19 protein-coding genes are annotated in these 17,813 nt (G+C 70.0%); 3 read left to right on the top strand and 16 right to left on the bottom strand.

The annotated features are described in order from the left end of the window. The first annotated feature begins 70 nt into the window (after nt 1–70). Genes ACFQQI_RS19795 through ACFQQI_RS19785 form a run of 3 tightly spaced genes read left to right on the top strand, consistent with a single transcriptional unit; the run spans nt 71 to nt 4,343 of the window. Nucleotides 71–664, top strand: a complete 594-nt coding sequence (locus tag ACFQQI_RS19795; protein ID WP_378567636.1) for a TetR/AcrR family transcriptional regulator — start codon at nt 71–73, stop codon at nt 662–664. Next, nucleotides 664–2,400, top strand: a complete 1,737-nt coding sequence (locus tag ACFQQI_RS19790) for an ABC transporter ATP-binding protein (RefSeq protein WP_378567633.1) — start codon at nt 664–666, stop codon at nt 2,398–2,400. Before ACFQQI_RS19795 ends, ACFQQI_RS19790 begins: the two co-directional genes overlap by 1 nt. Beyond that, on the top strand, nt 2,400–4,343 hold the full coding sequence (locus tag ACFQQI_RS19785) for an ABC transporter ATP-binding protein (protein ID WP_378567630.1): 1,944 nt from the start codon (nt 2,400–2,402) through the stop codon (nt 4,341–4,343). The genes ACFQQI_RS19790 and ACFQQI_RS19785 overlap by 1 nt, the downstream gene beginning before the upstream one ends. 378 nt (nt 4,344–4,721) lie before the next feature. Here the strand turns inward: ACFQQI_RS19785 and ACFQQI_RS19780 are convergent, their stop codons facing one another. The 16 genes from ACFQQI_RS19780 to ACFQQI_RS19705 form a co-directional block, all read right to left on the bottom strand. Continuing rightward, on the bottom strand, nt 4,722–5,672 hold the full coding sequence (locus ACFQQI_RS19780; protein ID WP_378567627.1) for an endonuclease domain-containing protein: 951 nt from the start codon (nt 5,670–5,672) through the stop codon (nt 4,722–4,724). Between the two features lie 276 nt (nt 5,673–5,948). Beyond that, nucleotides 5,949–6,242, bottom strand: a complete 294-nt coding sequence (locus ACFQQI_RS19775; protein WP_378567625.1) for a hypothetical protein — start codon at nt 6,240–6,242, stop codon at nt 5,949–5,951. Between the two features lie 31 nt (nt 6,243–6,273). After that, complete coding sequence (gene flhA / locus ACFQQI_RS19770) at nt 6,274–8,328, bottom strand: flagellar biosynthesis protein FlhA (RefSeq protein ID WP_378567622.1); 2,055 nt, start codon at nt 8,326–8,328, stop codon at nt 6,274–6,276. 99 nt (nt 8,329–8,427) lie between these two features. Beyond that, a complete protein-coding gene (locus tag ACFQQI_RS19765) occupies nt 8,428–9,588 on the bottom strand; it encodes an EscU/YscU/HrcU family type III secretion system export apparatus switch protein (protein ID WP_378567619.1) in 1,161 nt (386 codons plus the stop codon). Then, nucleotides 9,588–10,349: a flagellar biosynthetic protein FliR gene (locus tag ACFQQI_RS19760; RefSeq protein WP_378567617.1), complete on the bottom strand. Its 762-nt coding sequence runs from the start codon at nt 10,347–10,349 to the stop codon at nt 9,588–9,590. The genes ACFQQI_RS19765 and ACFQQI_RS19760 overlap by 1 nt, the downstream gene beginning before the upstream one ends. Before the next feature lie 16 nt (nt 10,350–10,365). Continuing rightward, entirely contained in the window at nt 10,366–10,635 is a 270-nt protein-coding gene (gene fliQ / locus ACFQQI_RS19755) for a flagellar biosynthesis protein FliQ (RefSeq protein WP_378567614.1), read from the bottom strand. A gap of 7 nt (nt 10,636–10,642) precedes the next feature. After that, nucleotides 10,643–11,464: a flagellar type III secretion system pore protein FliP gene (gene fliP, locus ACFQQI_RS19750; RefSeq protein WP_378567611.1), complete on the bottom strand. Its 822-nt coding sequence runs from the start codon at nt 11,462–11,464 to the stop codon at nt 10,643–10,645. Then, nucleotides 11,461–11,895 (bottom strand): flagellar biosynthetic protein FliO, encoded by a 435-nt coding sequence (locus tag ACFQQI_RS19745; RefSeq protein ID WP_378567608.1) that lies wholly within the window; start codon nt 11,893–11,895, stop codon nt 11,461–11,463. Before ACFQQI_RS19745 ends, fliP begins: the two co-directional genes overlap by 4 nt. A gap of 8 nt (nt 11,896–11,903) precedes the next feature. Beyond that, on the bottom strand, nt 11,904–12,674 hold the full coding sequence (fliN, locus tag ACFQQI_RS19740; RefSeq protein ID WP_378567605.1) for a flagellar motor switch protein FliN: 771 nt from the start codon (nt 12,672–12,674) through the stop codon (nt 11,904–11,906). After that, nucleotides 12,671–13,627, bottom strand: coding sequence for a flagellar motor switch protein FliM (locus ACFQQI_RS19735; protein WP_378567602.1), 957 nt, complete (start codon nt 13,625–13,627; stop codon nt 12,671–12,673). Before ACFQQI_RS19735 ends, fliN begins: the two co-directional genes overlap by 4 nt. Nucleotides 13,628–13,733: 106 nt before the next feature. Further along, nucleotides 13,734–14,171 carry a flagellar basal body-associated protein FliL gene (fliL, locus tag ACFQQI_RS19730; protein WP_378567599.1) on the bottom strand — a complete coding sequence of 146 codons (438 nt, stop codon included), beginning with the start codon at nt 14,169–14,171 and terminating at the stop codon, nt 13,734–13,736. Next, entirely contained in the window at nt 14,171–15,187 is a 1,017-nt protein-coding gene (locus ACFQQI_RS19725) for a flagellar motor protein MotB (protein WP_378567596.1), read from the bottom strand. The genes fliL and ACFQQI_RS19725 overlap by 1 nt, the downstream gene beginning before the upstream one ends. Next, nucleotides 15,187–15,954 carry a motility protein A gene (locus ACFQQI_RS19720; RefSeq protein WP_378567593.1) on the bottom strand — a complete coding sequence of 256 codons (768 nt, stop codon included), beginning with the start codon at nt 15,952–15,954 and terminating at the stop codon, nt 15,187–15,189. Before ACFQQI_RS19720 ends, ACFQQI_RS19725 begins: the two co-directional genes overlap by 1 nt. Continuing rightward, complete coding sequence (locus tag ACFQQI_RS19715) at nt 15,954–16,247, bottom strand: flagellar FlbD family protein (protein ID WP_378567591.1); 294 nt, start codon at nt 16,245–16,247, stop codon at nt 15,954–15,956. The genes ACFQQI_RS19720 and ACFQQI_RS19715 overlap by 1 nt, the downstream gene beginning before the upstream one ends. Before the next feature lie 153 nt (nt 16,248–16,400). Next, on the bottom strand, nt 16,401–17,249 hold the full coding sequence (locus ACFQQI_RS19710) for a flagellar hook-basal body complex protein (protein WP_378567588.1): 849 nt from the start codon (nt 17,247–17,249) through the stop codon (nt 16,401–16,403). Between the two features lie 33 nt (nt 17,250–17,282). After that, nucleotides 17,283–17,810, bottom strand: coding sequence for a flagellar hook assembly protein FlgD (locus ACFQQI_RS19705; RefSeq protein WP_378567585.1), 528 nt, complete (start codon nt 17,808–17,810; stop codon nt 17,283–17,285). Nucleotides 17,811–17,813: the final 3 nt, after the last annotated feature.

Here is a 17,813-nt window from a genome sequence, read left to right as displayed (position 1 = left end):
ACCGGAACGTGCCGGACTATCCCGAATAACCGTTTGTGAGTGAGTGCTCACTCATTTATGCTCGACGGTCGTGGAGACCAGACGGGAGCGAGCCCGGCCGCTGTCGCCGGAGGAGCGGCGGGAGGCCATCATCGCCGCGACCCGGCCGCTGCTCTACGAGCACGGGCGGGCGGTGACGACCCGGCTGATCGCCGAGGCGTCCGGGATCGCGGAGGGCACGATCTTCCGCGTCTTCAGCTCCAAGGAGGAGCTGATCGACGCCGCGATCGAGCGGGCCTTCCAGCCCGGCGACCTGGTCGCCCGGATCGAGCAGGTCGACCCCGGGGCTCCGCTGCGGGAGCGGCTCGTGCTCCTGGTGTCGATCCTCCAGCAGCGCTTCCGGGCGACGTTCGGGCTGATGGAGAAGGTCGGCCTGGTCGGCCCGCCGCGGCACGTGCACGACAGTGCGGCCGCCGACGAGTGGCGGGCCCGGCTCGACGAGCTCCTCATCGGCGTCGTCGGGGACGACGCCGACCAGCTCGCCGTCGCTCCCGAGGAGTTCGTCCACGTCCTCCGGCTGCTCACCTTCGCGGGCAGCCACGACCGGATCGCCGACGGGCGGCTGCTCACACCCGAGCAGATCGTCGACACCGTCCTGCTCGGCCTCGCGAGAAGAGAGTCCTGATGCTGCTCCGACTGCTGCGCAACGAGCTGGCGCCGTACCGCGCCTGGCTCGGCGTGGTCGTGCTGTTCCAGTTCCTCGGCGTGCTGGCGATGCTCTACCTGCCGTCGCTGAACGCCGACATCATCGACAACGGCGTCGCGACCGGCGACACCGACTACATCGTGCGCACCGGCGGCGTGATGCTCGCCGTGTCCCTCGGCCAGATCGTCTGCTCCGTCGTCGCGGTGCGCTTCGGTGCGCGTACGGCGATGAGCTTCGGCCGCGACGTCCGGGCCGCGCTGTTCCACCGCGTCGGCACGTTCTCGACGCGGGAGGTGCAGGAGATCGGCGCGCCGTCGCTGATCACCCGGACGACCAACGACGTCCAGCAGGTGCAGATGCTGGTGCTGATGTCGTGCACGATCGCGGTGTCCTCGCCGATCATGATGGTCGGCGGCGTGATCATGGCGCTGCGCGAGGACATGGGCCTCGGCTGGATCCTCGCCGTCGCCGTGCCGGCGCTCTTCGTGTGCGTCGGCTTCGTCGTCGGCCGGATGGTGCCGAGCTTCCGGGTCATGCAGGAGCGCATCGACGAGGTCAACCGCGTGCTCCGCGAGCAGATCACCGGCATCCGCGTGGTGCGGGCGTTCGTGCGCGAGCCGCACGAGACCCGGCGCTTCGCGAAGGCCAACGACGACCTGACCGACGTCGCGGTCGCGGCCGGCCGCTGGATGGCGACGATGTTCCCGCTCGTGATCCTGGTCGTGAACGTCGCGAGCGTCGCGGTCATCTGGTTCGGTGGCCACCGCATCGACGACGGCGAGATGATGCCGGGCGCGCTGACGGCGTTCCTCTCCTACCTGATGCAGATCCTGATGAGCGTCATGATGGCGACCTTCATGCTGATGATGATCCCGCGAGCGGCCGTGTGCGCCGACCGGATCATGGAGGTGCTCGACACCCACACGTCGGTGCCGATCGGCGACGACCTCGTTGAGCCCGACCCCGACCGGCGCGGACACCTCGACGTCGACCACGTGACGTTCGCCTACCCGGGTGCGGCGGAGCCGGTGCTCGCCGACATCTCCTTCGAGGCCCGGCCCGGCCAGACCGTCGCGGTGATCGGCTCGACCGGCGCCGGCAAGAGCACGCTCGTCAACCTCGTGCCGCGGCTCTTCGACGCCACCACGGGAGAGGTCCGCGTCGCCGGCCACGACGTACGCCGCCTGGACCCGGACCTGCTCTGGCAGCAGATCGGGCTGGTGCCGCAGAGGGCGTACCTCTTCAGCGGCACCGTCCGCAGCAACCTCCAGCACGGCAAGCCCGACGCCACCGACGACGAGATGTGGGCCGCGCTGGAGGTGGCGCAGGGGCGTGACTTCGTCGAGGCGCTGCCCGAGCGTCTCGACTCCCCGGTCACCCAGGGCGGCACCAACTTCTCCGGTGGCCAGCGCCAGCGGCTCGCGATCGCGCGGGCCCTGGTGCGCAAGCCGGGGATCTACCTCTTCGACGACTCCTTCTCCGCGCTCGACCTCGCCACCGACGCCCGGCTGCGGGCGGCGCTGCGGCCGGAGACCCGCGACGCGACCGTCGTGATCGTGGCCCAGCGGGTGTCCACGATCCGCGACGCCGACCTGATCATCGTGCTGGAGGACGGCCGGGTGGTCGGCCGCGGCACCCATCACGAGCTGCTGGCCGACTGCGCGACGTACCAGGAGATCGTCCAGTCCCAGCTCAGCGCGGAGGAGGCGGCCTGATGGCGAAGAAGCAGGAGTTCAAGGCCACCGAGCGCATCGAGGCGCCGATGGGTGGGCCCGGCCGTGGTCCGATGGGCGGCGGCATGGTCGGCCAGAAGGCGATGGACTTCGGCCCGTCCGCCCGACGGCTCGTGAGCCTGATGCGCCCCGACCGGAGCAAGGCCGTCGCCGTGGTGGTCCTCGGCATCGCGAGCGTGCTGCTGATGTCGATCGCGCCGCGGATCCTCGGGCACGCCACCGACCTGGTCTTCAACGGCTTCATCGGCAAGCAGTTCCCGCCCGGCACCCCCGACTCCGCGCTGCCCGAGGCCGTGCAGGGCATGGACGTCGTCCCCGGCGAGGGCGTCGACTTCGGTGCTGTCGCCGACGTGCTGATGATCGTGCTCGCGCTGTACGTCGGCGCCTCGCTGCTGGCGTGGATGCAGGGCTACATCCTCAACACGGTCGTGCAGAACACCGTCCGGCAGATGCGTGAGGACGTCGAGACCAAGATCAACCGGCTGCCGCTGAACTACTTCGACCGCTCGCCCCGCGGCGAGCTCCTCAGCCGCGTCACCAACGACATCGACAACGTCAGCCAGACGCTCCAGCAGACGATGAGCCAGCTGCTCACCTCGGTGATGACCGTGCTCGCGGTGCTGGCGATGATGATCTGGATCTCGCCGCTGCTGGCCGTCGTCGCCGTGATCACGGTGCCGCTGTCGCTGGTCGTGACCGCGCAGATCATGAAGCGCTCGCAGGGCCAGTTCGTCGCGCAGTGGCGGCGTACCGGCAAGCTCAACGCGCAGATCGAGGAGGCCTTCTCAGGCCACGCGCTCGTCAAGGTCTTCGGCCGGCAGGCCGAGGTCGAGCGGACCTTCGCCGAGGAGAACGACGAGCTGTTCAAGGTGAGCTTCGGCGCGCAGTTCGTGAGCGGGCTGATCATGCCGTCGATGATGTTCATCGGGAACCTGAACTACGTCCTCGTCGCCGTCGTCGGCGGCCTCCGGGTCGCCAACGGGTCGCTGTCGCTCGGTGAGGTGCAGGCGTTCATCCAGTACTCCCGCCAGTTCACGCAGCCGCTCACCACCGTGGCGTCGATGACCAACCTGCTCCAGTCCGGCGTCGCGTCGGCGGAGCGGGTCTTCGAGCTGCTCGACGCCGACGAGGAGCCCGCGGACGCGCCCGCGCTCGCGACGCCGGCCGTACGCCGTGGGGAGGTCGCGTTCGAGCACGTGTCGTTCCGGTACGACGAGGACCGCCCGCTCATCACGGACCTCTCGCTCGTCGCGCGGCCGGGGGAGACCGTCGCGATCGTCGGACCGACCGGGGCCGGCAAGACCACGCTGGTCAACCTCGTGATGCGCTTCTACGACGTCGACGCCGGCCGGATCACGCTCGACGGCGTCGACATCGCGGGCATGCCCCGCGCGGCGCTGCGCGGGCAGATCGGGATGGTGTTGCAGGACACCTGGCTCTTCGAGGGCACCATCCGCGACAACATCGCCTACGGGCGGCCGGACGCGACCGAGGAGGAGATCCTGGAGGCCGCGCGCGCGACGTTCGTGGACCGCTTCGTGCACTCGCTGCCCGACGGCTACGACACCGTCATCGACGAGGAGGGCTCGAACCTCTCCGCCGGTGAGCGGCAGCTCGTCACGATCGCGCGGGCGTTCCTGACGAACCCCGCGCTGCTGATCCTCGACGAGGCGACGTCGTCGGTGGACACCCGCACCGAGCTGCTGGTCCAGCACGCGATGGCGGCGCTGCGCACCGACCGGACCTCGTTCGTGATCGCCCACCGACTCTCCACCATCCGCGACGCCGACCTGATCCTGGTCATGGAGGACGGCGCGATCGTCGAGCAGGGCAACCACGAGTCGCTGCTCGCCGTCGACGGCGCCTACGCCCGGCTGTACAACGCCCAGTTCACGGCGCCGGTCGGGGAGGAAGCGTCCGTTTAATCCCTTGAACGGCCCTGTCGCGCCACCTAGCGTGAAGCCACACGGGAAAGGAGGTGGTCCGAAGAATGACTTCTTACAGGACGCGTGAGGTGGCTGCCCGCTAGCAGCCCATCAGCAACATCCGGGGTGGAGTCACCCCGGGACGGCTGCTGGTGAATCCCAAGCAGTCACCCGACCCGCAGGCGATCCGGTCATCACGTCCACCGGAGACGAGCTCCTCTGGAGCTCGACGCCTGCGGGTCGCTGCATTTCAGGCAGCGTCTCCCGGCAGGACCGCGCAAATGCGTTGGACCTGCGGGTTGGTGGGTGTTCGGGTTGTTGTTGCCGCGCAATTGCGCGACGGTGATCGGACTGCCCTTGCTCCGTTCGCGGGCCGGTTCATCCTCGCGCACGGGACCAGGCAGCAAAGTGGTGTCGCCATGCGTCGCCGACCGGTGGTACGTCGGTCATGCCGCGCGCGACGAGCAGGCGGCGCACCCGTTCGAGAGTGCGCTCGGGATCGCGGTAGATGCCCTCTGCCGTCACGACCAGGATGCGATAGCCGTCGTCGTCGAACTCCTCACGACGATGGAGATCGCGCTTCCATTGGGCGGTGTCGCGGGCGTGCTGCCGACCGTCGTACTCGACGATCACGCGCACGCCGGCGTAGTACAGGTCGAACCGTCGACGCAACGCACCCGACTCGTCGAACAGCTGGACGTTGGTCTGCGGCTCGGGGAGACCAGCGAGGACGATCAGCATGCGGAGGATGCTCTCCATCGGAGAGTCGACACCGACTCGGACGTATCCCGCGGCCTCCGCGGCACGCCGCGCGTAGTAATCGCCGCTCCGTGCACAGAGCCTGACCAGCCGAGCCGGGGCGATGCTGAACTCCCGCACCAGCGCGTCACCGACCACCACGAGGTCGACCAGCGAGAGGTGCCCGGCCAGCTGGATGAATGTCGAGACCGGATCGAGCACTGGGATGTCGCGGACATGACGTGCTCGTCTCAACCGCGTCGTCACATGAGACTTCACACCGTCGCGGCGGCGGCGATCCCTGGGCCGAAAGACGGTGACGTGCTCGAACGGATGGTCGGGCACGGGCAGGCGGTACACCCTGGCCGCGCTGAAGTGACTGGCGATGGCGCCGGCCGGGTGCGCGACCAGTGCTGCCCGGATCCGGGTCATGTCGTCGATGCAGTCGACGTGGACCCAGACGCCCTTGAACACCGCCTCGAAGCAGGTACGACGCAGCAGGCGCGGGTCGTAGCCGGCGTCTGTGAACTCCTGCCGGGTGAAAGGTCGGTTGAACGGAGGCGGGCCGCCCGGGTTGATCGCGGGTTCCATGGCGCGACAATGCCCCGCCGAACCAGTCGCTCGCGTTCGTCATCCACAGGGTGCTGTTGCCGGACGGCCGGAACAGCGCACTTGGGCGGAAGGAGCGAGGGATGGCGTGCGGACGCGCAGGCCGAAACTGCGCAATTGCGCGGAGTCGGCAGCCGGACTCTCGACCGGTCTTCGGTTTCAGCGCATTTGCGCTGGAATGACGGCATGAGTGACCGGTGCACCGCAGCTGCGACGCAATTGCGCTGAAACGTCGACGGAAGGCGAACCCACGCTGCGTCAGGCAGCGCCCGCCGCGCCCTCCATGTCGGCGAGCCGGGCAGCGGCCTCCTCGGCCTCGGCGGCCCGCCGGGCGGCGGCCTCGGCCTCGGCCGCGGCGAGCTTGTTGGCGGCGACCGCGCCCTCGGTCAGCGAGGCGACGACGGAGCAGGCGAGCCACACGCCGGCCATGCAGATGAGCAGGCGTACGACGGCGACGTCGAAGGAGAGGGTGCCGCTCACCTGAGCGGCGTACAGCGCCGGCGAGCCGATCAGCAGGGTGCCGATCAGGACCGGCCACGACAGCGGACTCATGCGGCAATCTCCCTGGGTTGAAGGACGGACATCAGGCGCTCACGGCGAGGCTCTGGTTGGCGGTGACGACGCCCTCGGACCGGATCTGGTCGGCGCCGGTCAGCTCCTGGTAGGAGAGGATCGAGAGGCGCGGGATGATCGGGCTGACGAGCCGGCGCAGCGCGGCGCGCAGCTGCGGGGCGCAGACCAGCACCGGGCGCAGGTTCCGGTTCTCGACCTCCTGGGTGAGCTGGGTGAGGCTCGCCAGCAGGCCCTGGCTGGTGTCGGGGTCCAGCGCGATGGTCTGGCCGTGCTCGCCGGGGCGCAGCGCCTCGAGGATCCGCTGCTCCAGCTGTGGGTCGAACGTGAGGACGTGCAGCGTCTTGTCGACGAGGTACGGCGCGGCGATGGCCGGGCCGAGCGCGGCGCGGGCCGCCTCCACGAGGGGGTCGAGCTCCTTGGTGCGGGAGGCACGCAGCGACAGGGACTCGAAGATCCGGACCAGGTCGCGGATGGAGACGCCCTCGTCGAGCAGCTCCTGCAGGACCCGCTGGATCTCGCCGAGGCTGAGCTGGGTCGGGGTGAGCTCCTCGACCACGACCGGGTGGGTCCGCTTGACCACGTCGGTGAGCATGCGGACGTCCTCGCGACCGAGCAGTCGCCCGGCGTACTGGGTGACGATCTCGGCGAGGTGCGTGGTGATGACCGAGGCGCGGTCGACGACGGTCGCGCCGCTGAGCTCGGCCTGGCTGCGCAGCTCGACCGGGATCCACTTCGCCTCGAGGCCGAACACCGGCTCGCGGGTGGGCTGGCCCGGCAGCGAGCCGAGGTAGTCGCCGATCGCGAGGACGGTGCCCGGAGGCGCCTCGCCGCGGGCCACCTCGATGCCGAACAGCATGATCGCGTAGGTCTGGCTGGGCAGCTGGAGGTTGTCGCGGGTGCGCACCGGCGGGGCGACGATGCCCAGGTCGGTCGCGATCTTGCGGCGCAGCGCCTTGACCCGGTCGAGCAGGTCGCCGCCGTTGCTCGGGTCGACCAGGTCGATGAGGTCGGCGGACAGCTCCAGGCCGAGCGGGTCGACCTGGATCTCGGCCGCGAGCAGCTCTGGGGTGTCCGCGGCGGCCAGCGCCGGCGCCGTCTTCTGGGCCGCGGTCTCGGCCGCCTCGGTCTCCTTGATGGCCGCGGCGGCCCGGGACGAGGCGATCAGCATGGCGCCGCCGGCGATGACGAACGGCAGCTTCGGCAGGCCGGGGATCAGGCACAGCCCCAGGGCGCCGAACCCGGCGACGCGGAGAGGCATCGGGTTGGCCAGCACCTGGCGCACGATGTCGGAGCCCATGTCGGCGTCGTTGACCGAGCGGGTCACGATCAGGCCGGTCGCGACCGAGAGCAGCAGCGCGGGGATCTGCGAGACCAGGCCGTCGCCGACGGACAGCAGGCTGTACGTCGTGACCGCCTCGCCGAACGGCATGCCGAGCTGGCCGACGCCGATCGCGAAGCCACCGATCAGGTTGACCAGGGTGATGATGATGGCGGCGATCGCGTCGCCCTTGACGAACTTCGAGGCACCGTCCATCGAGCCGTAGAAGTCGGCCTCGGCGTGCACCTCCTTGCGGCGTCGGCGTGCCTCGTCCTCGTCGATGAGCCCGGAGTTCAGGTCGGCGTCGATCGCCATCTGCTTGCCGGGCATCGCGTCCAGGGTGAAGCGGGCGCCGACCTCGGCGACCCGGCCGGCACCGTTGGTGATGACCACGAACTGGATGACGAGCAGGATCGCGAAGACGATCAGGCCGACGATGAGCGAGCCGCCGACGACGAAGTGGCCGAAGGTGTCGATCACCTTCCCGGCGAAGCCGTCGAGGAGCACCAGGCGGGTCGCGCTCACGTTGAGCGCGAGCCGGAACAGCGTCATCACCAGCAGCACTGCCGGGAACGCCGCGAAGTCCAGCGGCTTGTGCACGAACATCGCCACCATCAGCACGAGCAGCGCGGCGGTGATGTTGAGCGCGATCAGCAGGTCGAGGAGAGCCGCCGGCAGGGGCACGACGAGCATCACGACGATCATCACGATGCCGATCGGCACGCCGAGCTGGTTGATCCGCTTCACGACGGGGGGTCCTCCAGGAGTAACGAACGGGGTCGAGCGAGAGCTGCGAGCGCCGTCCGTGGCACCGTGGGTGGGACTCCGTCCTGGGGTCCGCGGGTTCTATCGGCCCGCGAGAGCGGGACCTGAGACGTCCGCCGGAGCCTCTCGCCGGGGGCGGCGGCCGGCCGGGGAGACCTGCGGCAGGTCGGCCTCGGCGCGCGGGGTCCGGTGCTCGCCACCCCACTGGCCGCGGGTGCGCCGGCTGATGACGAACGCGAGCACCTGGGCGACCGCGGCGAAGAGCTCGGTCGGGATCTCCTGGCCGACGGTGGTGGAGCCGTAGAGCGCACGGGCGAGCGGTACGTCGCGGACGAGCGGCACGCGCGCCTCGGCGGCCTTCTCACGGATCGCGGCGGCGACGACGCCGGCCCCGCGGGCGACCACCCGGGGTGCGCCGCGCTCGGGCTCGTAGCGCAGGGCGACGGCGACGTGGGTCGGGTTGACCAGGACCACGTCGGCGGTCGGGATGTCGGCCATCATCCGGTTGCGGGCGGCGGCGAGCTGGCGGGAGCGGATCGCGCCCTTGAGCAGCGGGTCACCCTCGGAGTTCTTGTGCTCCTGCTTGACCTCTTCCTTGGTCATGCGGGTCTGCTTGCCCATCTTCTTGCGCTGCACGAGGTAGTCGGCGGCCGCCAGCACGACGCCCATGATGGCGACGTTGCGGATCAGGCCGAGTGCGTCCGCGGCCGTCGCCTCGAGCACGACCTGCATCGGCACGAGGCCGCCGATCATCGCCATCGCGCCCTTGATGACGCCCCAGACGAGGAAGACGACGATGCCGCTGCGGAGCAGCATCTTCGCGCCCTCCCACAGCGTGTGCATGCCGAAGAGCCGCTTGAAGCCCTGGAGCGGGTTCAGCTTGGAGAGCTTCGGCTTGACCGCACCGCTGGCGATGTAGAAGCCGCCCTGGGCGACCGCGCCCGCCACGCCGACGAGCAGCACGCCGACGCCGACGACCAGGATGGCGATCAGCGCGTGCCAGAGCCCGTCGCCGAGGATGCCCATCGCCTTGTCGACGTCGGCCTCGCCGCCCATGCTCAGGGCGGTCGTCATGAGCTCTTGGAGAGCGGTGATCTCGAGGCCGAGAAGCTTCGGCAGCGCAAGCGCGAAGAGCGCCAGGGCCGACCACTGGCCGAGCTCCTGGGTCCGCGGAACCTTGCCTTCCTTGCGGTTCTCCTTGTTCTTCTTCGGAGTCGCCTTCTCGGTCTTCTCCTCGCTCATCAGCCCGCCCCGGACATCGTCGACAGGGCCTGCGTGGAGAGGTCGACCATCTTGTCGATCGCGTGCGGCAGGACCGGGAAGGACAGGCCGACCAGCAGGAGGGTCAGCCCGATCTTGACCGGGAACATCACCGACAGCGCCTGCATCTGCGGCGCGACCTTCGTGAGCAGCGCGAGCCCGAGGTCGGCGAGGAAGAGCACCGCGATCAGCGGCAGCGCGATCTGCACGGCCGTGGTGAAGAACAGTCCGAATGCCGTGAGGATCACGTCCGAGAACCCGCCCCACTCCGGCGCGGTGCCGAGGGGGATGAACTGGAAGGTCTTGAGCAGGCCACCGACGACGATGAGGTGGCCGCCGGTCACGAACAGCAGCACGGTGGCCAGCATCTGGTGGAACTTGCCGAACACGGTGTTGGAGTTCATCGACAGCGGGTCGAAGCCCTGGGCGAGCGAGAAGCCGCCGAAGACGTCGACGAGCGCGCCGGCCGCGGCGATCGCGGCGAGCAGCAGGTGGCAGACGAAGCCCATCGAGACGCCGACGGCCACCTGGGTGGCGACGTTGACCAGCAGCCCGAAGGTGTCGAGAGGGATCTGGTCGCCGCTCGGGACGGCCGCGAACGCCAGCCCGAGGCTCAGGACGACCTTCACCATCGTCGGCACGGTGCGGCCCGAGAACGGCGGCACCACGGCCAGCCAGGCGACGATGCGCACGGAGGCCAGGAGGAAGGCCACGAGGGGCTCTCCCGCGACGGTGAGGGTCATGGATGTGGTCTCCGGGTCAGCCGAGCATGGCCGGGAGGCCCTCGAACAGGTCGTTGGTGAACGCGACGAGCGTGTGCATCATCCAGTTGCCGCACAGCAGCAGCGCGACGCCGACGCCCACGAGCTTCGGCACGAAGGCCAGCGTGAACTCCTGGATCTGGGTCAGCGACTGGAAGAGCGAGATCGCGAAGCCGATCACCAGCGCGGTGACCAGGACCGGCGCGGAGAGCTTGAGCGCGACCAGCATGGTCTGGAGCGCGAGGTGGATGACGGTGGTGTCAGACATGGCGCACCTAGGTTCCGTAGCTGGAGACGAGGGACTTGATGACGAGGGCCCAGCCGTCGACCATCACGAAGAGCAGCAGCTTGAAGGGGAGCGACACCATCACCGGCGGCATCATCATCATGCCGAGCGCCATCAGCGCCCCGCTGACGACCAGGTCGATGACCAGGAACGGGATGAAGATGACGAACCCGATGATGAAGGCCTGCTTCAGCTCGGTGAGGATGAAGGCCGGGATGAGCGTGGTGGTGGAGACCTCGTCCCGGTTGGCCGGGAGCTCGCGGTCGGCCACGTTGGTGAGCAGCTCGAGCTCGCCGTCGTCGGTGTTCTGGAGCATGAAGGTCCGCAGGGGCTCCATGCCGGAGTCGAAGGCGGCCGAGGCGGTGAGCTCGCCGTTCATGTAGGGCTGCAGCGCGATGTCGTTGATCTCGGTCAGCACCGGACCCATGACGAACAGGCTGAGGAAGAGCGCGAGGCCGGCGAGCACCTGGTTCGGCGGGGTCTGCTGGAGACCGAGCGCGTTCCGGGTCAGGCCGAGGACGATGAAGATCTTGGTGAACGCCGTGCAGCTCAGCAGGATCGCGGGGAGCAGCGAGATCAGTGTGAGGCCGATCAGGACCGTCACCGAGGTGCTGGGGTTGTCGGTCAGCCCGTCGAGGCCGACGGTGACGTCGGAGCCGCCGCCACGCCCGGTCGGACCGCCGGGGCCGGTCGGGCCGGTCGGCGCGGTCGGCGCGGCGCTCGCCGCGAGCGGCACCACGATCGCGGGCAGGACGACGGTGACGAGCAGCGCACCGATGACGGTCGCGGCTCGCCGCAGCGCGGCGCTCACGAAGCCCGCCGGGTGGCGGCCGCGAGGGCCTGGCGCCAGGTGTTCGCGCTGAGTACGGAGCCGGCCAGCGCACCCTCGGCGGGGGCGGTGGTGGGAGCGGGAGCGGGCCGGACGGCCGCGGGCCGCGGCTCCTGGGGGAGGGTCAGAACCTCGCCCGGGAGGTCCTCCTCGGGCAGGTAGTCGGCGACCTCGTCGGGGTCGAGCTCGGTCAGCACGCGGACCTGCTGCTCCGTGGTGCCGAGCACCAGGACCCGGCCGCCGACGGTCACGACCGTGACGGCGGTGCCCCGCGAGATGCTCTGGCGGTGCAGCACCTGGACCATGGCGCCCTTGCCGCCCTTGAAGCGGCGGGCGCCGAACTTCGCGAGCAGGGCCAACAGGCCGAGGACGACGGCCAGTGAGAAGACCAGCCGGATGGCGAGCTCGAGCATCGTCGGGATCAGCTCGCCGCCGCGTCGACGGCGATCTCGGTGATGCGCAGCCCGAAGTCCTCGTCGATCACGACGACCTCGCCACGGGCGATCAGCCGGCCGTTGACGAGCAGGTCGGCGGGGCTGCCGGCGGCCCGGTCGAGCTCGAGGACGGCACCGGGGGTGAGGTCCAGGAGGTCGCGGACGGTCATGCGGGTGCGGCCGATCTCGACCGTCACCTCCATGTCGACGCCGTGCAGCATCTCGATGCCGGGGCGAGCGGTGCGGTGCTCGAGGCCGCCGACCGAGCTGAGCACGGCGCCGGTCGCGGCGGCGGCGGGCACCAGCGCGGCCGACTCGGTGATCTCGACGGCGGCGAGGACCTCGTCCGGCAGCAGCACGGCGGCGGCCACGCCGTCGGCGTGCAGGTAGACGACGGAGAACGGCGTGGCGAGGTCGCGGGTGACCAGGCCGGCGGCCGACTCGCGGGCGGCACCGACGCGACCCTGGAGGGCGCCGGCGACGGCGTCCAGCGTCGGCTGGAGGGCCGCGGCGAGGTCGAGACCGCCCAGCGGGCTGCTCGCCAGCGCGTCGACCAGCTCCTGGCCGACGAGCAGGGCGATCCGGCCGGGGACCGCGCCCTCGAGGTCGGCGACGACCGCACCGGCGAAGGAGCCGGCGACCTGGGCGTCGCCCGTCTCGACGGCACCGACGGTCAGCGTGGCCACGGCCGGCATCACGGCAGCACCCGCCGCGGCGGCGGCAGTGGCGATCTCGGCGTACATGGACTCGTTGCTCACTGGTTCTCCTTGGGGGTGCCCACGATGAGGGCGGCGAGGCGGAACCCACTGGTCCCGGCGGTGGCGTGCGCGAAGTTGATGCCGTCCACGACCACCTCGAGGGGGGCGGACGCGGGGTGGTTCAGCCGGATGGCGTCACCGGGCTGGAGGGCGGCGAGGTCGCCGGGGGAGAGGGTGGTGGGACGAAGCCGGACGGCGACGTCGACGGGCACCTGCTGGAACTGGTCCTTCAGCTCGGCCGCGGAGCGGGCGCGCTGGGCGCGCTCCCGGTCCGAGACCGGCGCCGGGGCCGCGGCCCGGACCATGTGGGGGAGCAGGCCGGAGAACGGCATGCACATCGACATCCGGAACGTGCGCTCGTTGATCTTGAGCTCGAGGCGGATCGCGACCATCACGTCGGCGGAGCCGGCGACCTGGGCGAACTGGGGGCTGTACTCGACCCCGGTGACGACCGGCTCGAGGTTGACGATCCCCGCCACCGAGTAGCGGAGCTCGGCCAGGAGCCGCTCGATGAGGCCGCCGGCGACGCTGCTCTCGATCTCGGAGAGCGGGCGCTCGGGCTGGTCCTGGCGGCCGGGGCCGCCGAGCATGAAGTCGACCGCGGTCATCACGGCCGGCACCGGCAGCTCGAGCACGCACTTGCTGAGGAGGGGCTCGGCCGAGAAGAGCGTCAGGTACGTCGTCGCGTCGAGCGAGTCGACGTACTCCGAGTACGCGCTCTGCTCGATGCCGACCAGCGTGACGGAGCACACCGTGCGCAGCGACGACGTGAAGACGGTCGTCGCCTGGCGGCAGAAGCCGTCGATCGCGAGCTGGAGCATGCGCGAGTGCTCGCGCGAGAGCTGGATGGGACGACGGAAGTCGTAGAGGACCGGCTCGGAGGCCGGTCGGCGAGTCGCCCCGGTCGCCGCCGGAGCGGGAGGGGGAGCGACTGAGGTGTCGGAGGGCGCCACGAAAGCAGGGATCGGCGCAGCCTCCGACGACCTGAGGGATTGTGTCGGAGTGACTTGGTTCACTCTCCCGGGACCTGCCCGGGGTGGCTCGGTGGGGACGGTCGCGCTACTGCGTGACGAACTCCGTGAAGTACACGTCCATGACGTCGCCGTGGTAGAGGTGCTCGACCTCTTCGGTGAGCTTCTCCTTCAGCTTCTCCCGCCCGTGACCGTGCACCTGCTCGAGCGTCTTGCCGCTGAAGATGTGGATCGCGGCGTCGAGCGCCTTGCTGCCGTCCGCCTCGTGCGCGGTGGTGGTCAGCTGGAGGGCGAGGCCCAGGCGGAGGTAGTGACCGTCGGCCAGGTTGATCTGGGTGGCGTCCATCAGGACCATCTCGCCCGGCTCGGGCGGCGGCGGGGGGCCGCTCGGCTTGAGGAAGAACCAGTACACCGCGCCGGCGACGACCAGCAGGGCGACGGCGATGATGATCAGCTTCTTCTTGCCGCCCTTCTTCTCCTCCTCGGCCTCGGTCTTCTCCGGTGCCTTCTCGGCCGTGGCGCTCATCAGTGCTCTCCTTCCAGGCCGTGGTCCGCGGTTGCTGCTTCGTCGGCGTGCTCGTCGGTGGTGGTGTCGGTGGTGGTGTCGGTGGTGGCGTGGGTGTCGGGGGTGGGGGTCTCGGGGATGCGGCGGTGGCCGTCGTCGACGGCGTCCGCGGCCTCGTCGAGGAGCGCGCTGGCGCCCGCGCCGACGGCCGGCAGCACCACGATGTCGACGCGCTTGTTCACCGCCTGCGACCCGGGGGTCTTCGGGTCGAGCAGCGGCCGCTCGTGGCCGAACGCCTCCAGCGACATCCGCCGGCCGGGGATGCCGGTGTGCTCGTTGAGGCGGCGGAGCACCTCGACCGCGCGAGCGGCGGAGAGGTCCCAGTCGGTCGCGTAGTACTTCGGCCGGCCCGGCGCCTGGTTGGTGTGGCCGTCGACCCGCAGGTCGTTGGGCAGGTCCCGCAGCACCGGGGCGATCGTGTCGACCACCTGCCGGCCGCGCGGGCTGAGCGTCGCGATGTTCGGTTGGAAGGTCACGTGTCGGGAGACCAGGCTGACCACGAGGCCGCGGTCGTCGATCGTCGTCGACACGTCGTTGGCGAGCCCCTTCTGCTTCAGGGCGGCCATGATCTTCTTCTGCGCGTCGCGGAGCTTGCGCGCCTCGCTCGTGGCGGCGGCGTACGCCGTCCGCCGCTGCTCGGTCTCCACCGCCTGGGTGACGATGGCCTGGTTCTTCGGCGAGAGCTGCTGGAAGATCTGGGTGGCGTCCAGCTGCGGGTTCGTCGCGTCGTCGGTCAGGTGTCCCTCGAGGATCGAGTCGGACCCCTTCATGAACGAGCTGGACGCTCCGAAGCCCTCCGAGAGGCCGTTCTTCAGCGCGTTGTACTTCTTCTCGTCGACCTGGCTCATGGCGAACATGACGATGAAGAGCACCATGAGGAGCGTGAGCATGTCGGCGTAGGTCACGAGCCAGCGCTCGTGGTTCTCGTGCTCCTCGTGCTCCTCGTGCTTCTTGCGCCTGCCGTGGGCAGCGCTCATCAGGCGGCCTCCTGTTCGCGCTGGTCGGCGGGCAGGAGGGACTGGAGGCGCTGGGCGACGACGCGCGGGTTGGAGCCCGCCTGGAGGGCGGCGATGCCCTCGATCACGATCTCCATCTGGGCGGCCTCGAGCTCGCCCAGGCGGACGATCCGGGCGCCGACCGGGAGGAAGAAGACGTTGGCCGACATGACGCCCCACAGGGTGGCGACGAAGGCGCCGGCGATGAGGTGGCCGAGCTCCTCCGGCTGGGCCAGGTTCTCGAGCACGTGCACGAGACCCATGACCGTGCCGATGATGCCGATGGTCGGGGCGTACGCGCCCGCCGAGGTGAAGAACTTGGCGGACTGCTTGGTCTGCGCCTTCATCGCGACGACCTCGGCCTCGAGGATGTCGCGGACCTCCTCGGGATCGGTGCCGTCGATCGCGAGCGTGAGGCCCTTCGTCAGGAAGGGGTCGTCGATGTCGCCGAGGGCGTCCTCGAGCGCGAGCAGGCCCTCGCGGCGCGCCTTGTCGGCGAGCGAGACCAGGGTGGGCACGACGGCGCCGGCGTTGCTGGCCTTGCCGGTGAACGCCTTGATCATGCCGCTCACCGCGAGCTTCGCGTCGCCGAGCGTGCCGCCGGCGATCGAGATCATGATGGTGCCGCCGACGACGAGGAGGATGGGCGGGATGAGCATGAGGCTCATCGGGTTGCCGCCCTCCATCACGTTGGCGACGACGATGAAGACCAGGGCGCCGATGACGCCGATCAGGGTTGCCGGATCCATCAGGACTCCGTCTCGATCGCAGCGAGGCGGGCCGTCGGGTGCTCCGAGACCGTCCCCAGCCGGGGCTGGTGGAGGTCGTCGCGCCACGCGGCGACGTCGATGGCGGTGCTCAGGGCGAGGACCTCGCCCCGGTGCAGCCGCACGCCCCGGAGGACCTCGTCGAGGGACTCTGCGACGACGTACTTCTTGCCGTCGACGAGAGTGATCACCGTGTCGGGCGTGGCGTCAATGCGCTCGATGAGGTCGCAATTGAGCGCGAACACCGTTCCGGAGAGTCGCGTCAGCGTGATCATGTGCACCGTCCTTGGGCCTTGCGAGAGCCTGCCGTCCGTGGCGGCTCGACTGGTAGATCGGCGGCGGATGCGCCGACTTGAGGTGTGTCCGGGGAGCAACACGCGCGGGCGCCGACGTACGGCGCCCGCGCGTGGCACGGCTGGCTGACAGGATCAGCGCTTGATGTTGACGAGGTCCTCGAGGACCTGGTCGGAGGTCGTGATGACCCGCGAGCTGGCCTGGAAGCCGCGCTGCGCGAGGATCAGGTTGGTGAACTCGGCGGCCAGGTCGACGTTCGACATCTCGAGCGCGCCGGTGACGACCTCGCCCCGGTTGCCCTCGCCGGCCACGCCCAGCTCCACGGCGCCCGAGTTCGAGGACTCGCGGAAGCTGGTGCCGCCGACCTTCGCGAGACCCATCGGGTTGGCGAAGTTGGCGACCGCGACCTGCGCGATGACCTCCTTGCTGTCGTCCGCGTAGGTGGCGGTGATCTTGCCGTCGCCGCCGATCTCGTAGGACTTCAGGGCGTTGCCGGCACCGTCGTCGGTGGGCAGCTTGATGCCGGACAGCGGGCCGGTGTGGGCGCCGGTGCCGTCGAAGGCCGTGTACCCCTGCACCAGGCCGCCGCCGGGGGCGACCAGGTTGCGGTCCTGGTCCCAGGAGAACGCGCCGGCCCGGGTGTAGACGTTCTGGTTGCCCTTCTGGATCACGAACATGCCGTCGCCCTGCATCATCATGTCGGTCAGGCCGCCGGTGCTCTGGTTCGAGCCCTGGAGGAAGTTCGTGTTGGTGGCCGACACCTGGACGCCGAGACCGACCTGGATCGGGTTGCTGCCGCCGCGGCCGTTGGCGGCGTCGGGCGCCGAGCTCGCGGTGAGCATCTGCGACAGCGTGTCGGAGAAGGTGGTCCGGCTGGACTTGAAGCCGATGGTGTTGGCGTTGGAGATGTTGTTGCCGGTCACGTCGAGCATGACCTGGTTGACGCGCAGGCCGCTGATGCCGGCGAAGAGCGAGCGAAGCATGGTGGTTCTCCCTTGGGAAGCAGTGTGTGCGGGTCAGCCGGCGGTCGGAGCCGTGCTGGTGATGGACGGCTCCGGCGCCGGGCTGGCGACGGAGTTTGCGACGGGGTTGGCGGCGGAGTCCGCGGCGGAGTCCGCGGCGGAGTCCGCGGCGGAGATCGACGAGATCTGGCCGAGCGTGACGCTCTGATCGCCGATCTGGAGGAGCGGGCCGCTGGCGTCGTACGTCACCGAGCCGACCACGCCGGACGCCGTGCTGCCGTCCTCGGTCGTGTAGGTGACGTTCTTGCCGACCATGCCTGCCGCACCGAACGAGATCTGTGCCGAGAGCAGGGCGGCCGTCTGGTCGGCGACGTCCTGCATCTTCTCCAGGGCCGTGAACTGCGCGTTCTGGGCGAGGAACTCGCCCGAGTCCGTCGGGTTCAGCGGGTCCTGGTAGCGCAGCTGGGCGACCATCAGGTTGAGGAACATCTCCTTGTCGTCGGAGCTCGAACCTGCTGTCGCTGCCGTCGGCGACTGGTACATGCCAGCCGGCGTGACGGCCTCGGTTGCGGAAATGGACATGGC

It is taken from the genome of Nocardioides sp. GCM10030259, assembly GCF_042666375.1.
Lineage (GTDB): Bacteria > Actinomycetota > Actinomycetes > Propionibacteriales > Nocardioidaceae > Nocardioides.
The sequence above is the reverse complement of the archived record's forward strand: the minus strand, read 5'-3'. Positions and strand labels throughout refer to the sequence as shown.

Excerpts from the sequence above, each read along its gene's own strand:
- ACFQQI_RS19790 (WP_378567633.1), top strand. The coding sequence starts at position 664 with ATGCTGCTCCGACTGCTGCGCAACGAGCTGGCGCCGTACCGCGCCTGG.
- ACFQQI_RS19785 (WP_378567630.1), top strand. The coding sequence starts at position 2,400 with ATGGCGAAGAAGCAGGAGTTCAAGGCCACCGAGCGCATCGAGGCGCCG.
- ACFQQI_RS19780 (WP_378567627.1), bottom strand. The coding sequence starts at position 5,672 with ATGGAACCCGCGATCAACCCGGGCGGCCCGCCTCCGTTCAACCGACCT.
- ACFQQI_RS19775 (WP_378567625.1), bottom strand. The coding sequence starts at position 6,242 with ATGAGTCCGCTGTCGTGGCCGGTCCTGATCGGCACCCTGCTGATCGGC.
- ACFQQI_RS19765 (WP_378567619.1), bottom strand. The coding sequence starts at position 9,588 with ATGAGCGAGGAGAAGACCGAGAAGGCGACTCCGAAGAAGAACAAGGAG.
- ACFQQI_RS19760 (WP_378567617.1), bottom strand. The coding sequence starts at position 10,349 with ATGACCCTCACCGTCGCGGGAGAGCCCCTCGTGGCCTTCCTCCTGGCC.
- fliQ (WP_378567614.1), bottom strand. The coding sequence starts at position 10,635 with ATGTCTGACACCACCGTCATCCACCTCGCGCTCCAGACCATGCTGGTC.
- ACFQQI_RS19745 (WP_378567608.1), bottom strand. The coding sequence starts at position 11,895 with ATGCTCGAGCTCGCCATCCGGCTGGTCTTCTCACTGGCCGTCGTCCTC.
- fliL (WP_378567599.1), bottom strand. The coding sequence starts at position 14,171 with ATGAGCGCCACGGCCGAGAAGGCACCGGAGAAGACCGAGGCCGAGGAG.
- ACFQQI_RS19725 (WP_378567596.1), bottom strand. The coding sequence starts at position 15,187 with ATGAGCGCTGCCCACGGCAGGCGCAAGAAGCACGAGGAGCACGAGGAG.
- ACFQQI_RS19720 (WP_378567593.1), bottom strand. The coding sequence starts at position 15,954 with ATGGATCCGGCAACCCTGATCGGCGTCATCGGCGCCCTGGTCTTCATC.
- ACFQQI_RS19715 (WP_378567591.1), bottom strand. The coding sequence starts at position 16,247 with ATGATCACGCTGACGCGACTCTCCGGAACGGTGTTCGCGCTCAATTGC.
- ACFQQI_RS19710 (WP_378567588.1), bottom strand. The coding sequence starts at position 17,249 with ATGCTTCGCTCGCTCTTCGCCGGCATCAGCGGCCTGCGCGTCAACCAG.
- ACFQQI_RS19705 (WP_378567585.1), bottom strand. The coding sequence starts at position 17,810 with ATGTCCATTTCCGCAACCGAGGCCGTCACGCCGGCTGGCATGTACCAG.